The sequence below is a fragment of the Pseudonocardia sp. McavD-2-B genome (genome assembly GCF_024124365.1).
In the GTDB taxonomy this organism is placed as follows: Bacteria; Actinomycetota; Actinomycetes; order Mycobacteriales; family Pseudonocardiaceae; genus Pseudonocardia; species Pseudonocardia alni.
This window is the reverse complement of record NZ_JAMXSG010000117.1, coordinates 1-16,829: the sequence shown is the minus strand read 5'-3', so window position 1 is coordinate 16,829 and position 16,829 is coordinate 1. Positions and strand designations below refer to the sequence as shown.

22 protein-coding genes and 1 pseudogene are annotated in these 16,829 nt (G+C 73.2%); 17 read left to right on the top strand and 6 right to left on the bottom strand.

Annotated features, from left to right (window positions below; genetic code table 11):
- The first annotated feature begins 244 nt into the window (after positions 1-244).
- Both NH602_RS16515 and NH602_RS16510 read left to right on the top strand, forming a co-directional pair.
- The gene (locus NH602_RS16515) at positions 245-1,297 is read left to right on the top strand and encodes an ABC transporter substrate-binding protein (RefSeq protein WP_253068272.1); all 1,053 of its coding nucleotides are present in this window, start codon (positions 245-247) and stop codon (positions 1,295-1,297) included.
- Between the two features lie 153 nt (positions 1,298-1,450).
- Positions 1,451-1,765: a hypothetical protein gene (locus NH602_RS16510; protein WP_179760610.1), complete on the top strand. Its 315-nt coding sequence runs from the start codon at positions 1,451-1,453 to the stop codon at positions 1,763-1,765.
- 93 nt (positions 1,766-1,858) lie between these two features.
- Here NH602_RS16510 and NH602_RS16505 read toward each other — a convergent pair whose 3' ends face one another.
- Complete coding sequence (locus NH602_RS16505) at positions 1,859-2,512, bottom strand: hypothetical protein (protein WP_073578036.1); 654 nt, start codon at positions 2,510-2,512, stop codon at positions 1,859-1,861.
- Positions 2,513-2,574: 62 nt separating this feature from the next.
- Between NH602_RS16505 and NH602_RS16500 the strand changes: the two genes are divergently transcribed.
- Both NH602_RS16500 and nadD read left to right on the top strand, forming a co-directional pair.
- A complete protein-coding gene (locus NH602_RS16500) occupies positions 2,575-3,189 on the top strand; it encodes an alpha-ketoglutarate-dependent dioxygenase AlkB (protein ID WP_073578035.1) in 615 nt (204 codons plus the stop codon).
- Positions 3,190-3,198: 9 nt separating this feature from the next.
- A complete protein-coding gene (nadD, locus tag NH602_RS16495; RefSeq protein WP_253068271.1) occupies positions 3,199-3,792 on the top strand; it encodes a nicotinate-nucleotide adenylyltransferase in 594 nt (197 codons plus the stop codon).
- A 466-nt stretch (positions 3,793-4,258) separates the two neighbouring features.
- Here nadD and NH602_RS16485 read toward each other — a convergent pair whose 3' ends face one another.
- The 3 genes from NH602_RS16485 to NH602_RS16470 form a co-directional block, all read right to left on the bottom strand.
- The gene (locus NH602_RS16485) at positions 4,259-4,633 is read right to left on the bottom strand and encodes a DUF4345 domain-containing protein (protein ID WP_253068273.1); all 375 of its coding nucleotides are present in this window, start codon (positions 4,631-4,633) and stop codon (positions 4,259-4,261) included.
- A gap of 564 nt (positions 4,634-5,197) precedes the next feature.
- On the bottom strand, positions 5,198-5,629 hold the full coding sequence (locus tag NH602_RS16475) for a nitroreductase family deazaflavin-dependent oxidoreductase (RefSeq protein ID WP_253068270.1): 432 nt from the start codon (positions 5,627-5,629) through the stop codon (positions 5,198-5,200).
- 339 nt (positions 5,630-5,968) lie between these two features.
- Entirely contained in the window at positions 5,969-6,238 is a 270-nt protein-coding gene (locus NH602_RS16470) for a helix-turn-helix domain-containing protein (RefSeq protein ID WP_073578031.1), read from the bottom strand.
- 63 nt (positions 6,239-6,301) lie between these two features.
- Between NH602_RS16470 and map the strand changes: the two genes are divergently transcribed.
- The 7 genes from map to NH602_RS16435 all read left to right on the top strand — a co-directional run bounded on the left by map (position 6,302) and on the right by NH602_RS16435 (position 11,828).
- Positions 6,302-7,078 (top strand): type I methionyl aminopeptidase, encoded by a 777-nt coding sequence (gene map, locus NH602_RS16465; protein WP_073578030.1) that lies wholly within the window; start codon positions 6,302-6,304, stop codon positions 7,076-7,078.
- A 7-nt stretch (positions 7,079-7,085) separates the two neighbouring features.
- On the top strand, positions 7,086-8,024 hold the full coding sequence (locus tag NH602_RS16460; protein WP_253068269.1) for an alpha/beta hydrolase fold domain-containing protein: 939 nt from the start codon (positions 7,086-7,088) through the stop codon (positions 8,022-8,024).
- 248 nt (positions 8,025-8,272) lie between these two features.
- A complete protein-coding gene (locus NH602_RS16455) occupies positions 8,273-8,452 on the top strand; it encodes a hypothetical protein (RefSeq protein WP_073578029.1) in 180 nt (59 codons plus the stop codon).
- An 82-nt stretch (positions 8,453-8,534) separates the two neighbouring features.
- Entirely contained in the window at positions 8,535-9,635 is a 1,101-nt protein-coding gene (locus NH602_RS16450; RefSeq protein WP_253068268.1) for an alpha/beta fold hydrolase, read from the top strand.
- Positions 9,636-9,761: 126 nt separating this feature from the next.
- Positions 9,762-10,976 carry a cytochrome P450 gene (locus NH602_RS16445; protein WP_253068267.1) on the top strand — a complete coding sequence of 405 codons (1,215 nt, stop codon included), beginning with the start codon at positions 9,762-9,764 and terminating at the stop codon, positions 10,974-10,976.
- Positions 10,977-10,990: 14 nt separating this feature from the next.
- Complete coding sequence (locus NH602_RS16440) at positions 10,991-11,188, top strand: ferredoxin (protein WP_062404434.1); 198 nt, start codon at positions 10,991-10,993, stop codon at positions 11,186-11,188.
- 76 nt (positions 11,189-11,264) lie between these two features.
- A complete protein-coding gene (locus tag NH602_RS16435) occupies positions 11,265-11,828 on the top strand; it encodes a dihydrofolate reductase family protein (protein WP_073578248.1) in 564 nt (187 codons plus the stop codon).
- 7 nt (positions 11,829-11,835) lie between these two features.
- Here the strand turns inward: NH602_RS16435 and NH602_RS16430 are convergent, their stop codons facing one another.
- Positions 11,836-12,465, bottom strand: coding sequence for a DedA family protein (locus tag NH602_RS16430; protein WP_253068266.1), 630 nt, complete (start codon positions 12,463-12,465; stop codon positions 11,836-11,838).
- Positions 12,466-12,528: 63 nt separating this feature from the next.
- Here NH602_RS16430 and NH602_RS16425 point away from each other — a divergent pair, with 63 nt between their 5' ends.
- Genes NH602_RS16425 through NH602_RS16415 form a run of 3 tightly spaced genes read left to right on the top strand, consistent with a single transcriptional unit; the run spans position 12,529 to position 14,517 of the window.
- Complete coding sequence (locus NH602_RS16425) at positions 12,529-13,266, top strand: class I SAM-dependent methyltransferase (protein ID WP_253068265.1); 738 nt, start codon at positions 12,529-12,531, stop codon at positions 13,264-13,266.
- 14 nt (positions 13,267-13,280) lie between these two features.
- Positions 13,281-13,787 (top strand): GNAT family N-acetyltransferase, encoded by a 507-nt coding sequence (locus tag NH602_RS16420; protein ID WP_179760592.1) that lies wholly within the window; start codon positions 13,281-13,283, stop codon positions 13,785-13,787.
- 49 nt (positions 13,788-13,836) lie between these two features.
- Positions 13,837-14,517, top strand: coding sequence for a hypothetical protein (locus NH602_RS16415; RefSeq protein WP_139283009.1), 681 nt, complete (start codon positions 13,837-13,839; stop codon positions 14,515-14,517).
- A gap of 4 nt (positions 14,518-14,521) precedes the next feature.
- Here NH602_RS16415 and NH602_RS16410 read toward each other — a convergent pair whose 3' ends face one another.
- Positions 14,522-15,382, bottom strand: a complete 861-nt coding sequence (locus NH602_RS16410) for a MaoC family dehydratase (protein ID WP_253068264.1) — start codon at positions 15,380-15,382, stop codon at positions 14,522-14,524.
- Between the two features lie 126 nt (positions 15,383-15,508).
- Between NH602_RS16410 and rsfS the strand changes: the two genes are divergently transcribed.
- From rsfS to NH602_RS16395, 3 genes and pseudogenes are all read left to right on the top strand, one after another.
- Positions 15,509-15,892 (top strand): ribosome silencing factor, encoded by a 384-nt coding sequence (gene rsfS, locus NH602_RS16405; RefSeq protein ID WP_073578246.1) that lies wholly within the window; start codon positions 15,509-15,511, stop codon positions 15,890-15,892.
- Positions 15,889-16,509, top strand: a complete 621-nt coding sequence (locus NH602_RS16400) for a histidine phosphatase family protein (protein WP_073578024.1) — start codon at positions 15,889-15,891, stop codon at positions 16,507-16,509. The genes rsfS and NH602_RS16400 overlap by 4 nt, the downstream gene beginning before the upstream one ends.
- A pseudogene (locus NH602_RS16395) lies at positions 16,502-16,829 on the top strand (SGNH/GDSL hydrolase family protein); the annotation flags it as partial. The gene NH602_RS16400 and the pseudogene NH602_RS16395, both read left to right, overlap by 8 nt.

Here is a 16,829-nt window from a genome sequence, read left to right as displayed (position 1 = left end):
GCGGGCGGAGGGGCCGGGGGCCCGGGCGCGGGGGAGCGGGGGCCGGCGTCGCGGTCGGCCCGGTCGCCGGTGTCCGGAGCACGCATGGTCGCGACGCTACCCGCGGGTCCGGACGCTCCGGCCGGGGTGTCCGGACCCGCGCGACGGGTGCGGCCCCCGGGGCGCCGAACGAGCGATGCGGATCACGCAGAGACGACAATCAGGTCAGGTTAGGCTCGCCTTCCCAAGTCGAAGGAGGCCTGCCGTGCCGCGTGCCGCAGCACCCCTGTCCGCCCGTTCCGTGAGCCGTCGCGGCGTCCTCGCCGGCGCCGCCGGTCTGCTGGTCCTCGCCGGGTGCGGGACCCGGCCGCAGGACGGGCAGGGCGCCGAGGGTGTGGCCGCGGAGGGCTACCCGGTGACGGTGCGGCACGCGCTGGGGGAGACGGTCGTCCCCGACCGGCCGCAGCGCGTCGTCACGCTGAGCGCGGCGAACACCGACGTCGCGCTGGCGATGGGGGTGCTGCCGGTCGCGATCCCGCGCACCGTCTACGGCGGCGACGCCGAGGGTGTGCTGCCCTGGGTGCGCGACGCGATCACCGCGCACGGTGGCGCGTTTCCGCAGGTCATCGGCTCCGACGACCTGTCGGTGACGCCGATCGAACAGGTCGCTGCGGCCCGGCCGGACCTGGTGCTGGCCACCTACTCGGGGCTGACGCGGGCCGAGTACGACCAGCTGTCCGCGATCGCCCCGACCGTCGCCTACCCCGACGCCCCCTACTCCACCGGCTGGCAGGACCAGACCCGGATCGCCGGTCAGGTGTTCGGCGACCCGGCGCGGGCCCGGCAGCTGATCGACTCCACCGGGCAGCGCCTGCGCACGGCGGCCCAGCGGTACCCGCAGCTGGCGGGCGCCACGTTCGTCTACACCGGAGGGATGGACTCCGGTGCGCTCGGTGTCTTCCGGGCGGGCGACGTCCGCGTCCAGCTGGTCACCGACCTCGGGCTCACCCTGGCGCCCTACGTCGAGCAGAACGCGCCGGGCGGTGGGGAGGTCTACTACACCGTCAGCGGTGAGCTGCTCTCGCGCGTCGAGTCCGACCTCGTCATCGGCTTCTTCGCGACGCCGGCCGAGGAGCAGGCCTTCCGGAGCGCGCCCGGCGTCGGGCTGCTGCCGGCGATGGCCCGTGGCGGGTTCGCCCCGGTCGTCGGGGCCGACCGGGTGGTGGCGAGCTCGGCGCCGTCGGTCCTGTCGATCCCGTGGGTGCTCGACGCGTACCTGCCGATCCTGGCCGCCGCCGCCGCTCGCTCGCGCGGCTGATCCGGTCACCCACCTGCCGTAGTCGACATCTGACTATCAGGTATCTCCGCAGGTGACGCGAACGGGTGAATGCGCGTTGCGGGCGCGGTCGCCCCTCGTTGAGTGGGCAAGACCGTTTGCGACGGTCTAACGACCAACCATGGAGGTTGTGAGATGCGGAAGTCCGTTCGCGGCGCGCTCGTCGGCGCAGCGCTGCTCCCCCTGGCCGTCGCGGCGCCCGCCGCGGCCTTCGCCGGCACCACCGGCTACGACGAGGGTGGCAAGGACAAGGGTCACTCGAAGCACGAGGGTGACAAGGACAAGGGCCACCACAAGAAGCACGGTCACCACAAGAAGTGGGACCACGAGAAGCACGACGACAAGAAGCACGACCTCGCGCTGCCGGCCCCGCTGGACAGCGTCGTCGACATGATCACCGGCGCCACCGGCGGCGACCTGCCGTCGGCGCCGGCGACCCCGGTCGGCTGACCGACCCCGGTCCCGCGACGGGCCGGTCCGGACCCTCGAGGGGTGTCCGGACCGGCCCGTCCGCCGTTGCGGGGCCGGTGCCGTACGGGCGGGTCAGATCACCGGCGCCGGGTCCTGCGTCGGTGGGTCCTTCAGGATCGTGTCGCCCTTGACGAACCACGCGACACCGAAGGCGAGGATCGCGACGGCCTCCAGCCAGAACAGGGTGTGGAACCGCTCGGCGACGGCGTCGGGCACCAGTGCCGCGTCCAGTGCGGCCAGCACCAGGCAGATCACGATCGTCGCGCCGCAGACCCGGTAGACGAGGTTGCGGGCGGCCTTGCTCCGCGTCCCGGATCCGCCGCGGGTGAACAGCACCAGGCAGAACCAGGCCAGGCCCGCGAAGAACACCGTCGCCGCGGCCAGGTGGAGGTACCCGACGACGGTCGCCGCCGTCGTCGCCGCGCCGTCGGGCCGGGTGGGCAGCAGTGCGACGGCGATCGCCGCCGTCCCGGTGATGTTGGCGAGCCGGTTGTCCGGCCGCTCGTAGCGGTAGCAGAAGAGGAACACGCCGACCGCGCACAGCGAGCCGACGAACACGTCGCGCATCGGCGAGTAGTAGTAGCGGCTGATGGAGTCCCGCAGCCCGTCGCCGCCGAGGGCCAGGTCGCCCGTCACCAGCACGAACGGGAGCAGGATCCCGATCACGCCGACGGCACGCCGCAGACCCAGGTAGGACAGCACGGCACCGTCGGCACGCGAGGACATGACGAAGATCGTCGCAGAGACGTCGCTCGAACTCTCGTTCGATCGGGCGTAGCGTTCGGGAGGTGGACGTCGGCGGGCAGGCTTCGCTCTTCGCGACCGGGGGTGTGGCCCCGGCGTACCGGCACGAGCTCACCGGTGGGGCGTGGGTCGACGTCGCGGTCGGCTGGGCCCCCGATGCGGACGAGCTGTTCGCGCTGCTCCGCGCGACCGTGCCGTTCCGCGGCCACCGCCGCCGCATGTACGACCGCGTGGTCGACGAGCCGCGCCTCACCCACCGCTGGGTCCTGCCCGACGACGCAGTGCCCCACCGGCTGCGCGACATGGGCCGGACGCTGGGGGAGCGCTACGGCCACGACTTCACCCAGATCGGCGTGAACCTCTACCGCGACGGCGCCGACGGCGTGGCCTGGCACGGCGATCGGGTCGCCCGCGAGCGGCCCGAGGCCGTCGTCGCGCTGGTCGCCCTCGGCGCGACGCGGCCGCTGCGGCTGCGCCCGACCGGCGGCGGGGCGTCGGTGTCGTTCCCGCTCGCCTCGGGCGACCTGCTGGTCATGGGCGGGACGTGCCAGCGGACCTGGCAGCACAGCGTGCCGAAGGTGGCGCGCAGCGGTCCGCGCATCAGCGTCCAGTTCCGCCACCTGTATCCGGGGATGCCTCCGGGTGGGCGACCGACATAGTCTGCGTCGATGCAGCGCAAGATCGGCGTGATGGGCGGGACGTTCGACCCCGTCCACCACGGCCACCTCGTCGCCGCCAGTGAGGTGGCGGACCGCTTCGCCCTCGACGAGGTGATCTTCGTGCCGACCGGGCGACCGTGGCAGAAGACCGGCCGCGACGTCTCGCCGGCCGAGGACCGCTACCTGATGACGGTCATCGCGACGGCGTCGAACCCCCGGTTCTCGGTCAGCCGCGTCGACGTCGACCGTGACGGCCCCACCTACACCGCGGACACCCTCGCCGACCTGCACGCCACCATGCCCGACGCGCAGCTGTTCTTCATCACCGGCGCCGACGCGCTCCAGCAGATCCTGTCCTGGCGCAAGGTCGACGAGCTGTTCCGCTACGCGCATTTCGTCGGCGTGACCCGGCCCGGGTACGAGCTGGCCGACGGGCACCTGCCCCAGGGGTCGGTGACGACGGTCGAGGTGCCCGCGATGGCAATCTCGTCCAGCGAGTGCCGGGCGCGCGTGGGTGCGGGGAGGCCGGTCTGGTACCTCGTGCCGGACGGGGTGGTGCAGTACATCTCCAAGCGCAGTCTGTACCTGAATCCGGACGCCTGACCTGCGGTTTCTCCGACGGGCACCCCGGCGGGTACACATCCGGTACACGATCACCTGACTCGGACGGTCAGCGCAGACCCGCACCGAGCGCGGTGTCGACGAGCGTCCGGGTGCGGTCCAGGGCGTCCGGCTACTGAGATGTCAGCGTGCATGGTGCCGTCCTGCCGGTCGGCGTCGACCGTGCACTCGAACAGGCAGCCCGCCGGTCGAGGGAGTCCAGTCGGCGCTCAACCTCGGTGGGGCGGAACCGGACGTGCTTGCCGACCTCGACCCCGCGCGGGCCGTAGTCCTTGTTCCGCCACTGGTGGACGGTCTGGACCGGTACGCCGAACCAGTCGGCGAGATCCTGGACGCTCCACAGCGTGCTCACGCCGGACCTCCACGGTCCGGGGACTGCGGCTGTCCGCGTCGTCGTTCGGCGATGCCGAGTGCGATCCCTCGTTCGGCGTCGTTGACCGCGCGATCCTCACCGACCTCGACGCTCACGGTGGCCCGCTACCTCCGTGACGACCGGTGCGGCGAGCTCGACTGCGAGCAGCAGGTCATGGAACCGGTGCGGTCGGCCCAGGGTCGCGCGGGTCGCGAGCCGTCCGATCCCCCCGAGGGCCATCAGGCCGGCGAGGAGCCGCATGCGGTCCAGGTCCGGTTCGTCGTCGGCCACGGCGTCGAGCCAGGCGACCCCGTAGCCGGCGAAGACAGGCCCCATGAAACGAACGTGTGAGTCGACCGTCGCGTCGTCGGTCATGCCCGGCTCCCCGCGTGCTCCGCCGACGAGCTGGATCCCACCGATCGCTATGCATGCCCACCCGGTCAGACGTCCCACGGTTCGCAGCGTCGACATGAGGTGATCCTGGCATGAGCGACGGACGTGGTCGGACTGAATATCGACCGACTGCAGTGGAGTGGGAGGCGGTCGCCAGCTGTCCAGGAATGTGCCCGATGCCGACGATCGCAACGGGGTCGATGGACGTGGCTCCCTCATGACTCGCGGAACGAGTCGGGCCGGGTTCCCTGCGACAAGAACGCGGTCGGACACATCGCGCGTCACAATGCTTCCTGCCCCGACCACGGCATCCGCCCCGATGGTCACGGCGGGGCATCCGGTACATGCCGGCCCGGCCGGCGAGGCCCGACGACGACCGGTCACCACCACGGGGCAGGGGACCGCCGGGTGGACGGGAGCTCGGCCGGCCTGTCGGTGCGCCGGGTGTGATCGCCACGGTGGAGGTACCGGTGCACCCCTGCACCGCGGGAGGAGTGCGGATCCTGCCCCATCCACCCCGGGCGACGACGAGGTCCCGTCGATCAGTACAGGAGTGCTGTGCGCGCCCCACGCGAGCGCGCTCAGATACTGATCGACGGGCGACCGGCCGGCCACGCGGCGGGCCTGAACCGGGGTGCGGGCTCAGGTCCGCTGCAGCTCCAGCACCGGGATGGTCCGCTCCGTCGAGCGCTGGTACTCGCCGAACTGCGGCTCCAGCGCGACCTGGCGGGCGTAGACCTCGTCCCGCTCGGGACCGGTGACCTCCCGCACCTGCACGGGCAGGGTCTCGGTGCCCAGCTCGACGCGGGTGTCGGGGTTCGCCAGGAGGTTGTGGTACCAGTCCGGGTTGGTGTCGGCGCCGCCCTTACTGGCGAAGATGAAGATCCGCTCGCCGTCGAGGAGCGGGACCAGGGGCGCGATCCGCTCGGTGCCGGACCGGGCTCCCGTGTGGTGCACCAGCACGAGCGGCTTGCCCTGGAACATGCCGCCCGCCCGTCCTCCGGTCGCCCGGAACTCCTCGATCACGGCGCGGTTCATCGCCGCCATGTCGAACGGGGCCGACGCGTCACTCATCTCGTGCTCCTCCCACGGGTGTCCGGCGCCGTCCGGCACCGCTCCGGTCAACCTCACCCCGTCGTCGGCCATTCCGGCGGGCCGCAACCCGATCGACGGACCCGGCCGCGTCGGGTACCCGGGAGCCGTGGAGCCCGTCGGGTTCGTGCGCCTGTCCGACGGGCTCGTGTGCCGGTTCCACCGCGAGGCGTCCGACGCGGACGGGCGACCGGTCCACCGGCGGCCCGACGGGTCGTGTGGCGCCGGTGGCTCGACGGTGCCGGCCGGTGCGTCGTCGACGGCGAGGTCCGGCCGGACGGGTGGCCGATCGGCGCACGGCCCCGGGAGACCCGGGCACCGCTACCCGGCCGCCTCCATGGCCACGTCGCTCCCGCGCCACTCCGCCGCCAGCTCCTCCAGCGGCACCCCGAGCGCCTCACCCAGGCACACGATCGTCCCGAACCCGGGCGACGGCAGCCGTCCGGTCTCGAGCTTGCGCAGCGTCTCGGGGGAGATGCCGGCCGCCCGCGCGACGTCGACCGGGTCGCGGTCGCCCCGGGCCCGGCGCAGCAGCGCGCCGAGACGGCGGCCGGCCTCGATCTGCTCGGGCGTGAGGGGCTGACGGACCATGCGTCGAGCGTAGGGTCGGTATTACTGTACCGGCAAGCCGTGACGGTTCGGTATAGTAATACCGTGATCGAACTGAAGACGCCGGCCGAGATCGACCGGATGCACACGACCGGCAGGTTCGTCGCCGAGGTGCTCACCGAGGTCGGCCGGATCGCCGACGTCGGCGTGAACCTCCTCGACATCGAGCAGCACGTGCGCGGCATGATCGCCGAACGCGGCGCCGAGTCCTGCTACTGGGACTACGCCCCGTCCTTCGGGCGCGGCCCGTTCCGCAACGTCATCTGTCTGTCGGTCAACGACGCCGTGCTGCACGGGCTCCCGCACGACTACGTCCTGCGCGACGGCGACGTCCTCAGCGCCGACATCGCCGTCAGCATCGACGGCTGGGTCGCCGACTCCGCCCGGACGGTCGTCGTCGGCACGACGGCCGACGAGGGCGACCTGCGCGTCATCCGGGCCACCGAGGACGCCCTGGAGGCCGCGATCGACGCGGCCCGGCCGGGCAACCGGCTCGGCGACATCTCCGCCGCCATCGGCGGGGTCGCCCGCGACTACGGCTACCCGGTCAACACCGAGTTCGGCGGGCACGACCTCGGCCGCACCATGCACGGCGACATCCACATCCCGAACGCCGGGCGGGCCGGTCGCGGCCTGACCCTGCGCCCGGGGCTGACCCTCGCACTCGAGCCCTGGTTCGCACGGACCACCGACAAGATCGTGTTCGACCCGGACGGCTGGACGATCCGCTCCGCCGACGGCTCGCGCACCGCGCATTCCGAGCACACCGTCGCGATCACCGAGGACGGCCCCACGGTGCTGACCCGCCGCGGGCAGGACTGATCGGCCCGTGCGTGTCGCCCTCGACGCACTGACCGTGACGGTCCCGCCGGTCGACGCCGAGCGGACCCGGGCCTTCTACGGTTCCCGTCCGGCGGGCCGCGGCCCCGCCGACGCCGACGAGCTCCGCGCGGTCCGCGCCGCGGCCGCCACGCCACCGCCCGCGGTGCCGCCCGCGGTGGGGGAGGTCGCCGTCGCCGTCGCCGACGGCCGTCGGGTGCCGGTGCGGATCTGCCGCCCGCCGGGCACGGCGCGCGGGGTGCTCCTGCAGATCCGCGGCGGCGGTTCCTACCTGGGCTCGGCCGCGCGGGACGACGTCGGGAACCGGGAGCTGTCCGAGGCGCTCGGCGTCGCGGTCGTCGCCGTCGACCACCGGCTCGCCCGGGAGCACCCCTGGCCGGCCGCCCCCGACGACTGCGCGACCGCGGCACTGTGGCTGCTCGACCGGGCGCCGGAGCTGTTCGGCACCGACCGGGTCGCGTTCACGGGCGTCTCCGCCGGGGCCACCCTGGCCGTGACGACGCTGCTGCGGTTGCGCGACCGCGGTCTGGCCGATCGGGTCGCCGGGGCCGAGCTGCGGTACGGCACCTACGACCTGAGTGCCCGCACCCCGGCTGGTCGCCGCATCGCCGGCGAGTACTTCCTGCGCGCCTACGCCGGCCACGTCGCCGACCGGACCGTCCCGGACCTCTCCCCGGTGTTCGCCGACCTCACCGGCCTGCCGCCGCTGCTGATGACGGTCGGTACCGACGACGTGCTGCTGGAGGACGACCTCGCGATGGCCGCCCGGCTCGCGACGGCCGGGGCCGAGGTCGACCTGCGCGTCAACCGGGGCGTCCCGCACGGCTTCGCCGGGCACGACACCCCGGTCGCCGCGACCGCGCTGCGGTACGCACGGGACTGGCTGTCCGCCCGGATCGACGGCGCGTCCCCGCCGCCCGGCGTGTGACGACCCGACCCCGCACACCGTGCCCCGACCTCGCAGCCACTGCGGGGGCTGCGAGGTCCGGGAAGCCTCTGCGAGGTGCGACGCCGCGACCCGTCCGATCACGGTGAGTCATGCAACGCGTGTTCCCGGTCTACGGAAAGTGAACCCGGTGGGCGGACGTGAACCACCGTCCGCGACATCGATCTTCCTGCGGTACACGAGAGACGGGGACGCAGTGCCTGCGACCCGTCTCCGCGCGTTACCACCATATGAACTCCGACGACCTGACCGTGCCCATCCTCGACCCCGCCCAGCTCGCCGAGCTGCGCCGCAGTACCGACCCGGCCCCCGCCGCGGCGCCACCGAACGCCGCGGCCTGGCTGCTGATGACGGTGCTGGGACTCGGCATCGTCGTGACGATGCTGGTGCTCGTCGTCGCCTGGAGCTGAGCACGGCCCGGTCGGGATCTTGTGCCACGCGTCACAAGGGAGAAGAGTCGGCCCCGGTCCGCGTCTTCGACGGAGCAGGAGCGTGACAGCAGTGACGACCGGGACGACAGCGCAGCCGACGGCGATCGAGAATCCCTATTACACCCACGAGTTCCACGGCGACTACGACCTGATCAGCCTCGGGGAGTTCGCGCTGGAGGAGGGCGGGGTGATCCCCGACCTGCAGCTCGCGGTGGCCACCTTCGGCACGCTGAACGCGGCGAAGGACAACGCGATCCTCGTGACGACCTGGTACTCGGGCACGCACCAGATCTTCCGCGACGTCTACATCGGCCCGGACCACGCGCTGAACCCGGAGCGGTACTTCATCGTCGTGGTCAACCAGATCGGCAACGGTCTGTCGACCAGCCCGCACAACGCCTCGGGTGCCAACGCGGGCATCGCGATGTCGAACTTCCCGCACGTCCGCATCGGCGACGACGTCCGTGCCCAGGAGCAGCTCCTGCGCGAGCACTACGGGATCGACCGGCTCGCGCTGGTCGTCGGGGGGTCGATGGGCGCGCAGCAGACCTACGAGTGGATGGTCCGGTTCCCGCAGAAGGTGCGCCGCGCCGCGCCGATCGCCGGGACCGCGCAGAACACCCCGCACGACTTCCTCTACACGCAGGCCCTGGTCGAGGCGATCACCTCCGACCCCGGCTTCGCCGGCGGCAACTACCGCAGCAACACCGAGGTCGAGGCCGGGCTGAAGCGGCACGCCGGCATCTGGGCGGTGATGGGGTTCTCCACCGAGTTCTGGAAGCAGGAGGTGTGGCGCGCCCTGGAGTTCGAGTCCCGCGAGGCGTTCATGGCCGGCTTCCTGGAGCCGTACTTCACCGCGATGGACCCCAACGACCTGCTGTGCATGGCGTGGAAGTGGCAACGGGGCGACGTCGCCCGTCACACCGGCGGCGACCTCGCCGACGCGCTCGGGCGCAACGAGTCCGTCGCCCGGGTCATCCCGATCAACGAGGACATGTTCTTCCCGGTCCGTGACCACGAGGCCGAGCTGGAGCTGACCCCGCACGCGACGATCCGCGTCGTCGACGACCTGCTCGGGCACCTCGCCCTGTTCGGCGTCGCGCCCACCTACATGCCGCAGATCGACCAGTACCTGCAGGAGCTGCTCGACAGCCCGGCGTGACCGCGGGCCCGGACCGTCCCCGACCCGCCCGTTCGGGGACGGTCCGGCGCACTCCGAACACATTCGTGGCAGATACTGCCAATAAATCGTAGGCTGGGGATCACCACCACGACCCCAGGAGTGTCGATGACCCTCGCCACCGAGCGTCCCCGCCTGCCGTTCACCCGACCGAACCTGCTCGACCTCGCGCCGTTCTACGAGGTCCTGCGCCGCGAGGCGCCGATCGCGCCCGTGACCACCCCGGCCGGGGACCCGGCCTGGCTGGTGACCCGGTTCGCCGAGGTCCGCGAGCTGCTCGGGGACAAGCGGTTCGGTCGGTCGCACCCGGAGCCGGAGAAGGCGTCGAGGATCAGCACCGCCGCCGTCCAGGACGGGCCGACCGGCACCTACGAGAACGAGGCGGAGGAGCACGGCCGGATGCGCCGGCTGCTCACCCCGGCCTTCTCCGCCAAGCGGATGCGGACGCTGTCCGGGCACGTGCAGGACCTCGTCGACGGCTACGTCGACGCGATGGTCGCCGAGCACGACGCCGCGGGCCCGGGTGCCACCGTGGACCTGCACGCCCACCTCGCCTTCCCGCTGCCCGTGGCGGTCATCTGCTCGCTGCTCGGCGTCCCCGAGTCCGACGGCGAGTACTTCCGCGCACTGTCCGACCGGATGGCGACCTTCTCCGGGGAGGACGCCCACGTCGCCCGCGAGGAGTTCGGCCGCTACATGGCCGGGCTCGCCGAGGGCAAGCGCGCCGAGCCGGGCGAGGACGTCATCACCGACCTCGTGCAGGCCCAGGCCGAGGACCCCGGGTTCGGCTACCCGGAGATGGTCCGGCTCTGTGTCGGGCTGCTGTTCGCCGGCCACGAGACCACGGTGAACCGGATCGGGCTCGGCATCCTGTTCCTGATGACCAACCGCGACCAGTGGGACAGGCTCGCCGCGGACCCGGACGGCCGGGTCGACGCCGTCATCGAGGAGGTCATGCGCCTCGGCGCGCCCGGCGACCTGGGGCTGCTGCGCTACGCCCACGAAGACGTGGAGATCGCCGGGGTCACGATCGCGCGCGGCGACGCGGTGATCCTCTCGGTCAACGCCGCCAACCGCGACGTCGACGTCTTCGACCACGCCGAGACCTTCGACCCCGACCGCACCGAGCGCGGGCACGTCGGCTTCGGCCACGGGCCGCACTTCTGCATCGGCGCGAGCCTGGCCCGCACCGAGCTGCGCGCGGTGTTCGCGACGCTCGCCCGCCGGCTTCCCGGGCTGGACCTCGCCGTCGGCATGGACGAGCTCGACGTGCGCACCGACCACATCACCGGCGGCGTCCGCAGCCTGCCGGTCCGCTGGTGAGGGAGGGGACCGCGATGAAGGTCGAGGTCGACCAGCACGCGTGCGTCGGCTCGGGGCAGTGCCTGCTCACCGCCCCGGACGTGTTCGACCAGCGCGATTCCGACGCCGTCGTCGAGCTGCTCACCGACACCCCGCCGGACGGCCAGGAGCAGGCCGTGCGCAACGCGGCGCGCGGCTGCCCGGCGTCGGCGATCACCGTCGTCGACGGCTGAGCGGAGCGATGAGTCCGGGACGCCTCCGCGGTCGACCCCGGTGTACGACGCACCGACGACCGTGGAGGCACCTCCCGTGCGCACCCTCGCGATCACCCAGAACATCACCCTCGACGGCGCCGTCGAGTTCCTCGGCGACTGGTTCGACCCGAGCGCCGGGTCCGGAGGAGACGACGGCGGCGACATGCTGGCCGAGCTGCACCGCCAGGACGCCGCGTCCGACGCGACCCTGCTCGGCCGTCGCACGTTCTGCGACTTCCGCGGCTTCTGGCCCGCGCAGACCGACGACGCCACCGGCATCACCGACTACCTGAACCAGGTCGACAAGTACGTGGTGTCCTCCACGCTGACCGACCCGGAGTGGCAGAACTCCACGATCCTGTCCGGGGACCCGGTGGCCGAGGTGGCGGCGCTCAAGGAGCAGCCGGGCACCGACATCGTGCTGACCGGCAGCATCACGCTCTGCCACACGCTCATCGCCGCCGGGCTCGTCGACGAGTTCCGGCTCTTCCACCACCCCGTGGTCCAGGGTGCCGGCCGGCGGCTGTTCCCCGACGGCTGGAACGCCGAGGGGCTACGGCTCCTCGACGCCCGCTCGTTGGGCGGCGGGATCGTCTACACCGCTCACGCGCCGCGCTGATCGGCGCTCAGGTCGCCGTCTCCTCCCGGGCGGCGGCCCGCTCGACGCGGTGCCGCACGTACCGCGACACCAACAGCCCGCCCACGACGGCGACGATCAGCCCGATCCAGGAGAACCGCTTCAGCCAGGTCTCGGCGACGATGCCGAGCAGGTAGATCAGGGCGACCGTGCCGCCCGCCCACAGCACCGCACCGGTGGCGTTAGCCGCGAGGAACGCGGGATAGCGCATCTTCATCGTCCCGGCCAGCGGCCCGGCCAGGATCCGCAGGATCGCCACGAAGCGGCCGAACAGCACCGCCCACACCCCGTGCCGGTCGAAGATGCGGCGGGCGACGGTGAGGTGGGCCGGGCCGAGGTGCTTCGGAAAGCGACGGCCGAGCCGGTCGAGCAGGCCGGTGCCGTAGCGGCGCCCGACCGAGTAGCCGATCGAGTCACCGACGATCGCGCCCGCCGTCGCCGACGCCGCGACGGCGAGCGGGTCGATGTGGGACCCCGGGCGCGCGGCCAGCAGCGCCGCGCCGACCAGCACGATCTCGCCGGGGAGCGGGACCCCGATGCTCTCCACCCCGACCACACCCGCGCACAGGAAGTAGATCGCGAGCGGGGGGATCGCCATCAGGAGCATGTCGACGTGCACCACTCCATCATGCACACGTTCCGGTGGTGCGGTGACGGCCCGGTGCGGGCATCATGCGCGGGCGTGAGCACACCGCTGGAGCGGGTCTTCCTGGCCGCCCACGACGACCTGCCCCGTGAGGCGCCGGGATCGGAGGAGACGACGGCGCTGCTGCTGCGGCTGGCCGGTGACCTGCCCGAGCGGCCGCGGATCGTCGACATCGGCTGCGGGACGGGCCCCTCGACGCTCCCGCTGGCCGCGGCGACCGGTGGTGAGGTCGTCGCCGTCGATCTGCACGAGCCCTTCCTCCGGCGGCTGCGGACCCGGGCCGCGACGTCCGGGCTGGGGGAGCGGGTGCGTCCGCTCGTCGCGGCGATGGACGACCTCCCGCTGCCCGACGGCGAGGCCGACCTCGTCTGGTCCGAGGGAGCGGCCTACATCATGGGGTTCGACGCCGCGCTGGCCGGCTGGCGGCGCCTGCTCGCCCCGGGCGGTGTGCTGGTCCTCACCGAGGCCGAGTGGACGACCACCGAGCCGTCGCCCGGCGCGCGGGAGTTCTGGGACAGGAGCTACCCGGGGATGCGGACGACCGCGGAGAACGTCGCCGCCGCGGAGCGCGCCGGGTACACGGTGCAGGCGGTCTACCTGCTCCCCGACTCCGACTGGGACGCCTACTACCGGCCGCTGGCCTGCCGGATCGCGACCCTGCGTGAGGACGGCGTCGACCCGGCGGCGCTGGACGAGGTGGGCGACGAGATCGCCGTGCGGGAACGGTTCGGCGCCGAGTACGGCTACACCGGCTACGTCCTGCGTCCGCGCTGACCCGGCGTCCGGACGTGGTCGTACGCCCCCGCACCGACGACGACCTGCCGGGCTGCGTCGCGGTACTGCGTGCCGTGCACGCCGCCGACCGTTACCCGTCGACCTGGCCGGCCGTCCCGGCGGCGTTCCTCTCCCCGCCGGGACTGGTCACCGCACTGGTCGTCACGGTGGGGGAGCGGGTCACCGGGCACGCCGCGCTCCTCACCGACGATGTCGACGCCGCGGGCGACTCCGGTGCGCTGCGGCTGACCCGGGTGTTCGTCGACCCGGCGGTCCGTCGTGCCGGGCACGCCCGCGCCCTGCTGGCGGGCGTCGCCACCGCGCTCGCGGCCTGTGGCCGCGACGGGGTGCTCGACGTCGTCGAGTCCGTCCCGGCCGAGCGCCTCTACCGGGCGGCCGGCTGGGTCCGCACCGGGGCCGCGCCCGCCGGATGGCGCTTCCCGGACGGTCGCGAGCCGGTCGCCGCGCTCTACCGGCTGCCGATCACGCAGCGCCGAACGGGTGACGACGCAGTGCAATAGTCGACCATCGGTCACGCTGTGCTGCGCCGATCGGGCTACGGTGATCCTCGTGATCGAGGTCCCCACCCCGACGGTGGCCGGTCTGCTGCTCCGCGCGGTGCCGCAGCCCGTCCGCCGGGACGCCCACGCCGCGATGCACACCCTCGCCCCGTGGGGCGCGGTGTCGGCGCAGCTCGTGCAGGACTCCGGCGGCGGCGTCGCCGACCACGACGTGCACGTCGACGGCGACCCGGTCCACATCCCGTTCCGGACGTCGTTCCCCTGGCCGTCGTCGGCCGTGCTCGCCCGGATGGGCACGCGCCGCCGCGCCGTCGTCGCCGCGTGGATGTCGCGCAGCGAGAACGCCGGGCACCGCCAGCGCGCCGTGCGCGACCTGCTCTGCGTGCACGAGGCGTGGGTGGTGCCGTTCGTCGTCGCCCCCTGCGGGGAGTACGTCCACGAGATCGGCGCCGACGTCGACCGGTTCGTCCGCACCGAGCTGGGCCGCCACCCCGCGCTCCGGCACGCCTACGCCCGCTTCGTGCGGGACAACCCGCGCTTCCTGGCCACCACGCGGCACCGCGCCGTGACCTTCCGCCACCTGGACCACCGGTGGCCGCACCGGGGCGACCCGGACCGGACCTACCCGCAGCTCGCGGCACTCGACGCGCTGTGCGCCCTCGCCTATCGGGGAGGTCAGGACTACCCGGGGGACCCGGCGCCGCCGCGGGTCACCGCGGCGGCGTCCTGATCGCTCAGGCGGACGGGGCCGCCGCCGTGACCTCCGCGGTGCCGCGGTCCAGCACCACCTCGCCGTCGACGGCGGTCCGGAACGCGACCGTGCCGTCGCCGGTGTCCCACACGGAGACGGTCAGGGACTGCCCGGGTACGACCGGCCGGGTGAACCGGGCGTCCATCGCGACGAGGCGACGGGCGTCGCCGTCGCAGACGGTCGCGACCAGCGCACGCGTGGTGAACCCGTACGTGCACATGCCGTGCAGGATCGGCCGGTCGAAACCGCCCTTCGCGGCGAACTGCGGGTCGCTGTGCAGCGGGTTGCGGTCCCCGGTCAGCCGGTACAGCAGGGCCTGGCCGGGCGTGGTCCGGTAGTGCACCTCGTGGTCGGGTGCGCGGTCGGGGACGGGGCTCGGCGCGCTGTCACCGCGGGTGCCGCCGAAGCCGCCCTCGCCGCCGAGGAACAACGTCTTCGTGCTGGTCAGCACCGGCTCGCCGGTGCCGGCGTCGACGGCCTCGGCCTCGGTGCGCACCAGCGCCCCGGACCCCTTGTCGAGCACCTCGGTGACCGTCGCGGTCACCCGGACCCGCCCCTCCACCGGCAGCGGGCCGACCACCCGGAACGCCTGCTCGGCGTGCACGACGCGCGAGGCGTCCACGTCACCGAGGTCGACCTTCGCGCCCGCTGTGACGATCTCTGCGAACGACGGCAGCACCGCCGTCCGCACGCCCCCGGTGTTCTCCGTGGTCAGCGACAGCTCGGCGGTGGGGTCCTCACCCCCCGCGCCGACGGCGACCGCGTAGAGGAGCACGTCGTCCCGTGCCCACGCGAAGCTGACCGGTTCGCACTGCGTGCCCTCGAGATCGGGCGCCAGGGGCATGGGGAGTCTCCTTCGACGTTCCACCGTGAGGCGGAAACCTATCCCGCCCGGTGCCCGCCGCCCAAGCCCCCGGTGCCCGGCTGACACACTGTCGAGGTCAATCGTGGTCGTGAAGGGAAGAGTGTGGTGACGGCATCACCGGAGGCGGTCGAGCTGGCGAAGGTGGCCGCGGCCGCCGCGGCCGACAAGAAGGCCGTCGACATCGTCGCGCTCGACGTGTCCGACCAGCTCGCGCTGACCGACTGCTTCGTGCTGGCGTCGGCGGCCAACGAGCGTCAGGTCCAGGCCATCGTCGACGAGGTCGAGGAGAAGCTGCGCGAGCGCGGCAGCAAGCCGACCCGGCGCGAGGGCGACAAGGACAACGGCTGGGTCCTGCTGGACTTCAACGACATCGTCGTGCACGTCATGCACACCGAGCAGCGCGGCTTCTACGGCCTGGACCGGCTCTGGAAGGACTGCCCGGCGATCGAGGTGCCCGACCCCCAGGGCGCCCCGGACGGCACTGCATGACGCTGCGCCGGGTCACCCTGCTGCGGCACGGGCAGACCGAGTACAACTCCGTCGGCCGGATGCAGGGGCACCTGGACACCCGGCTGACCGACGCCGGGCGCGCGCAGGCCGCGGCCGTCGCGCCGCGGCTCGCGCAGGAGCGGTTCGACCGGATCATCACCTCGGACCTGACCCGTGCCCACGACACCGCGACCGCCGTGGCCGGGGCCGTCGGGCTGCCGCTGTCGGTGGACAAGCGGCTGCGGGAGACCCACCTCGGGGACTGGCAGGGGCGCACCATCGCCGAGATCGGTGCCGACGACCCGGGCGCGATCGCCGAGTGGCGGTCCGACCCGCGGTTCACCCCGCCCGGTGGGGAGTCCCGGGTCGACGTCGTCGTCCGGTCGCTGCCGGTCGTCGAGGAGCTGGACCTCGAGTACGCCGCCGACCCGGAGGAGCGCTCCGTGCTGCTCGTCGCGCACGGCGGGATGATCGCCGGGATGGTGTGCGGGCTGCTCGACCTGCCGCAGTCGTCCTGGCCGGTGATCGGCGGGCTGGGCAACACCCGCTGGGCCGTCGTCGCCCGTCGTGACGACCATCCCCGCTGGCGCCTGTCGGGGTACAACATCGGTGCCTGACCTGCTGGTCGTCGGGGACTCGCTGGCCTTCCACGGACCCGAGCGGCCCTGCCCGGCCGACGAGCCCAGGCTGTGGCCCAACATCGCCGCCGCCCGGCTCGGGGGCCGCGCCGAGATCGTCGCGCGTGCCGGGTGGACCGCCCGGCACGCCTGGTCGGCGATCACCGGGGACCCGCGGGTGTGGGCGGCGCTGCCGCGGGTCGGAGCGGTCGTGCTCGGGGTGTCCGGGATGGACTCGCTGCCGTCCCCGCTGCCGACCGCGCTGCGCGAGCTGATCCCGGTGCTGCGCCCCGCCCCGCTGCGCCACGCCGCTCGCACCG

Excerpts from the sequence above, each read along its gene's own strand:
- NH602_RS16510 (WP_179760610.1), top strand. The coding sequence starts at position 1,451 with ATGCGGAAGTCCGTTCGCGGCGCGCTCGTCGGCGCAGCGCTGCTCCCC.
- NH602_RS16505 (WP_073578036.1), bottom strand. The coding sequence starts at position 2,512 with ATGTCCTCGCGTGCCGACGGTGCCGTGCTGTCCTACCTGGGTCTGCGG.
- nadD (WP_253068271.1), top strand. The coding sequence starts at position 3,199 with ATGCAGCGCAAGATCGGCGTGATGGGCGGGACGTTCGACCCCGTCCAC.
- NH602_RS16485 (WP_253068273.1), bottom strand. The coding sequence starts at position 4,633 with ATGTCGACGCTGCGAACCGTGGGACGTCTGACCGGGTGGGCATGCATA.
- NH602_RS16475 (WP_253068270.1), bottom strand. The coding sequence starts at position 5,629 with ATGAGTGACGCGTCGGCCCCGTTCGACATGGCGGCGATGAACCGCGCC.
- NH602_RS16470 (WP_073578031.1), bottom strand. The coding sequence starts at position 6,238 with ATGGTCCGTCAGCCCCTCACGCCCGAGCAGATCGAGGCCGGCCGCCGT.
- NH602_RS16455 (WP_073578029.1), top strand. The coding sequence starts at position 8,273 with ATGAACTCCGACGACCTGACCGTGCCCATCCTCGACCCCGCCCAGCTC.
- NH602_RS16445 (WP_253068267.1), top strand. The coding sequence starts at position 9,762 with ATGACCCTCGCCACCGAGCGTCCCCGCCTGCCGTTCACCCGACCGAAC.
- NH602_RS16440 (WP_062404434.1), top strand. The coding sequence starts at position 10,991 with ATGAAGGTCGAGGTCGACCAGCACGCGTGCGTCGGCTCGGGGCAGTGC.
- NH602_RS16410 (WP_253068264.1), bottom strand. The coding sequence starts at position 15,382 with ATGCCCCTGGCGCCCGATCTCGAGGGCACGCAGTGCGAACCGGTCAGC.
- NH602_RS16400 (WP_073578024.1), top strand. The coding sequence starts at position 15,889 with ATGACGCTGCGCCGGGTCACCCTGCTGCGGCACGGGCAGACCGAGTAC.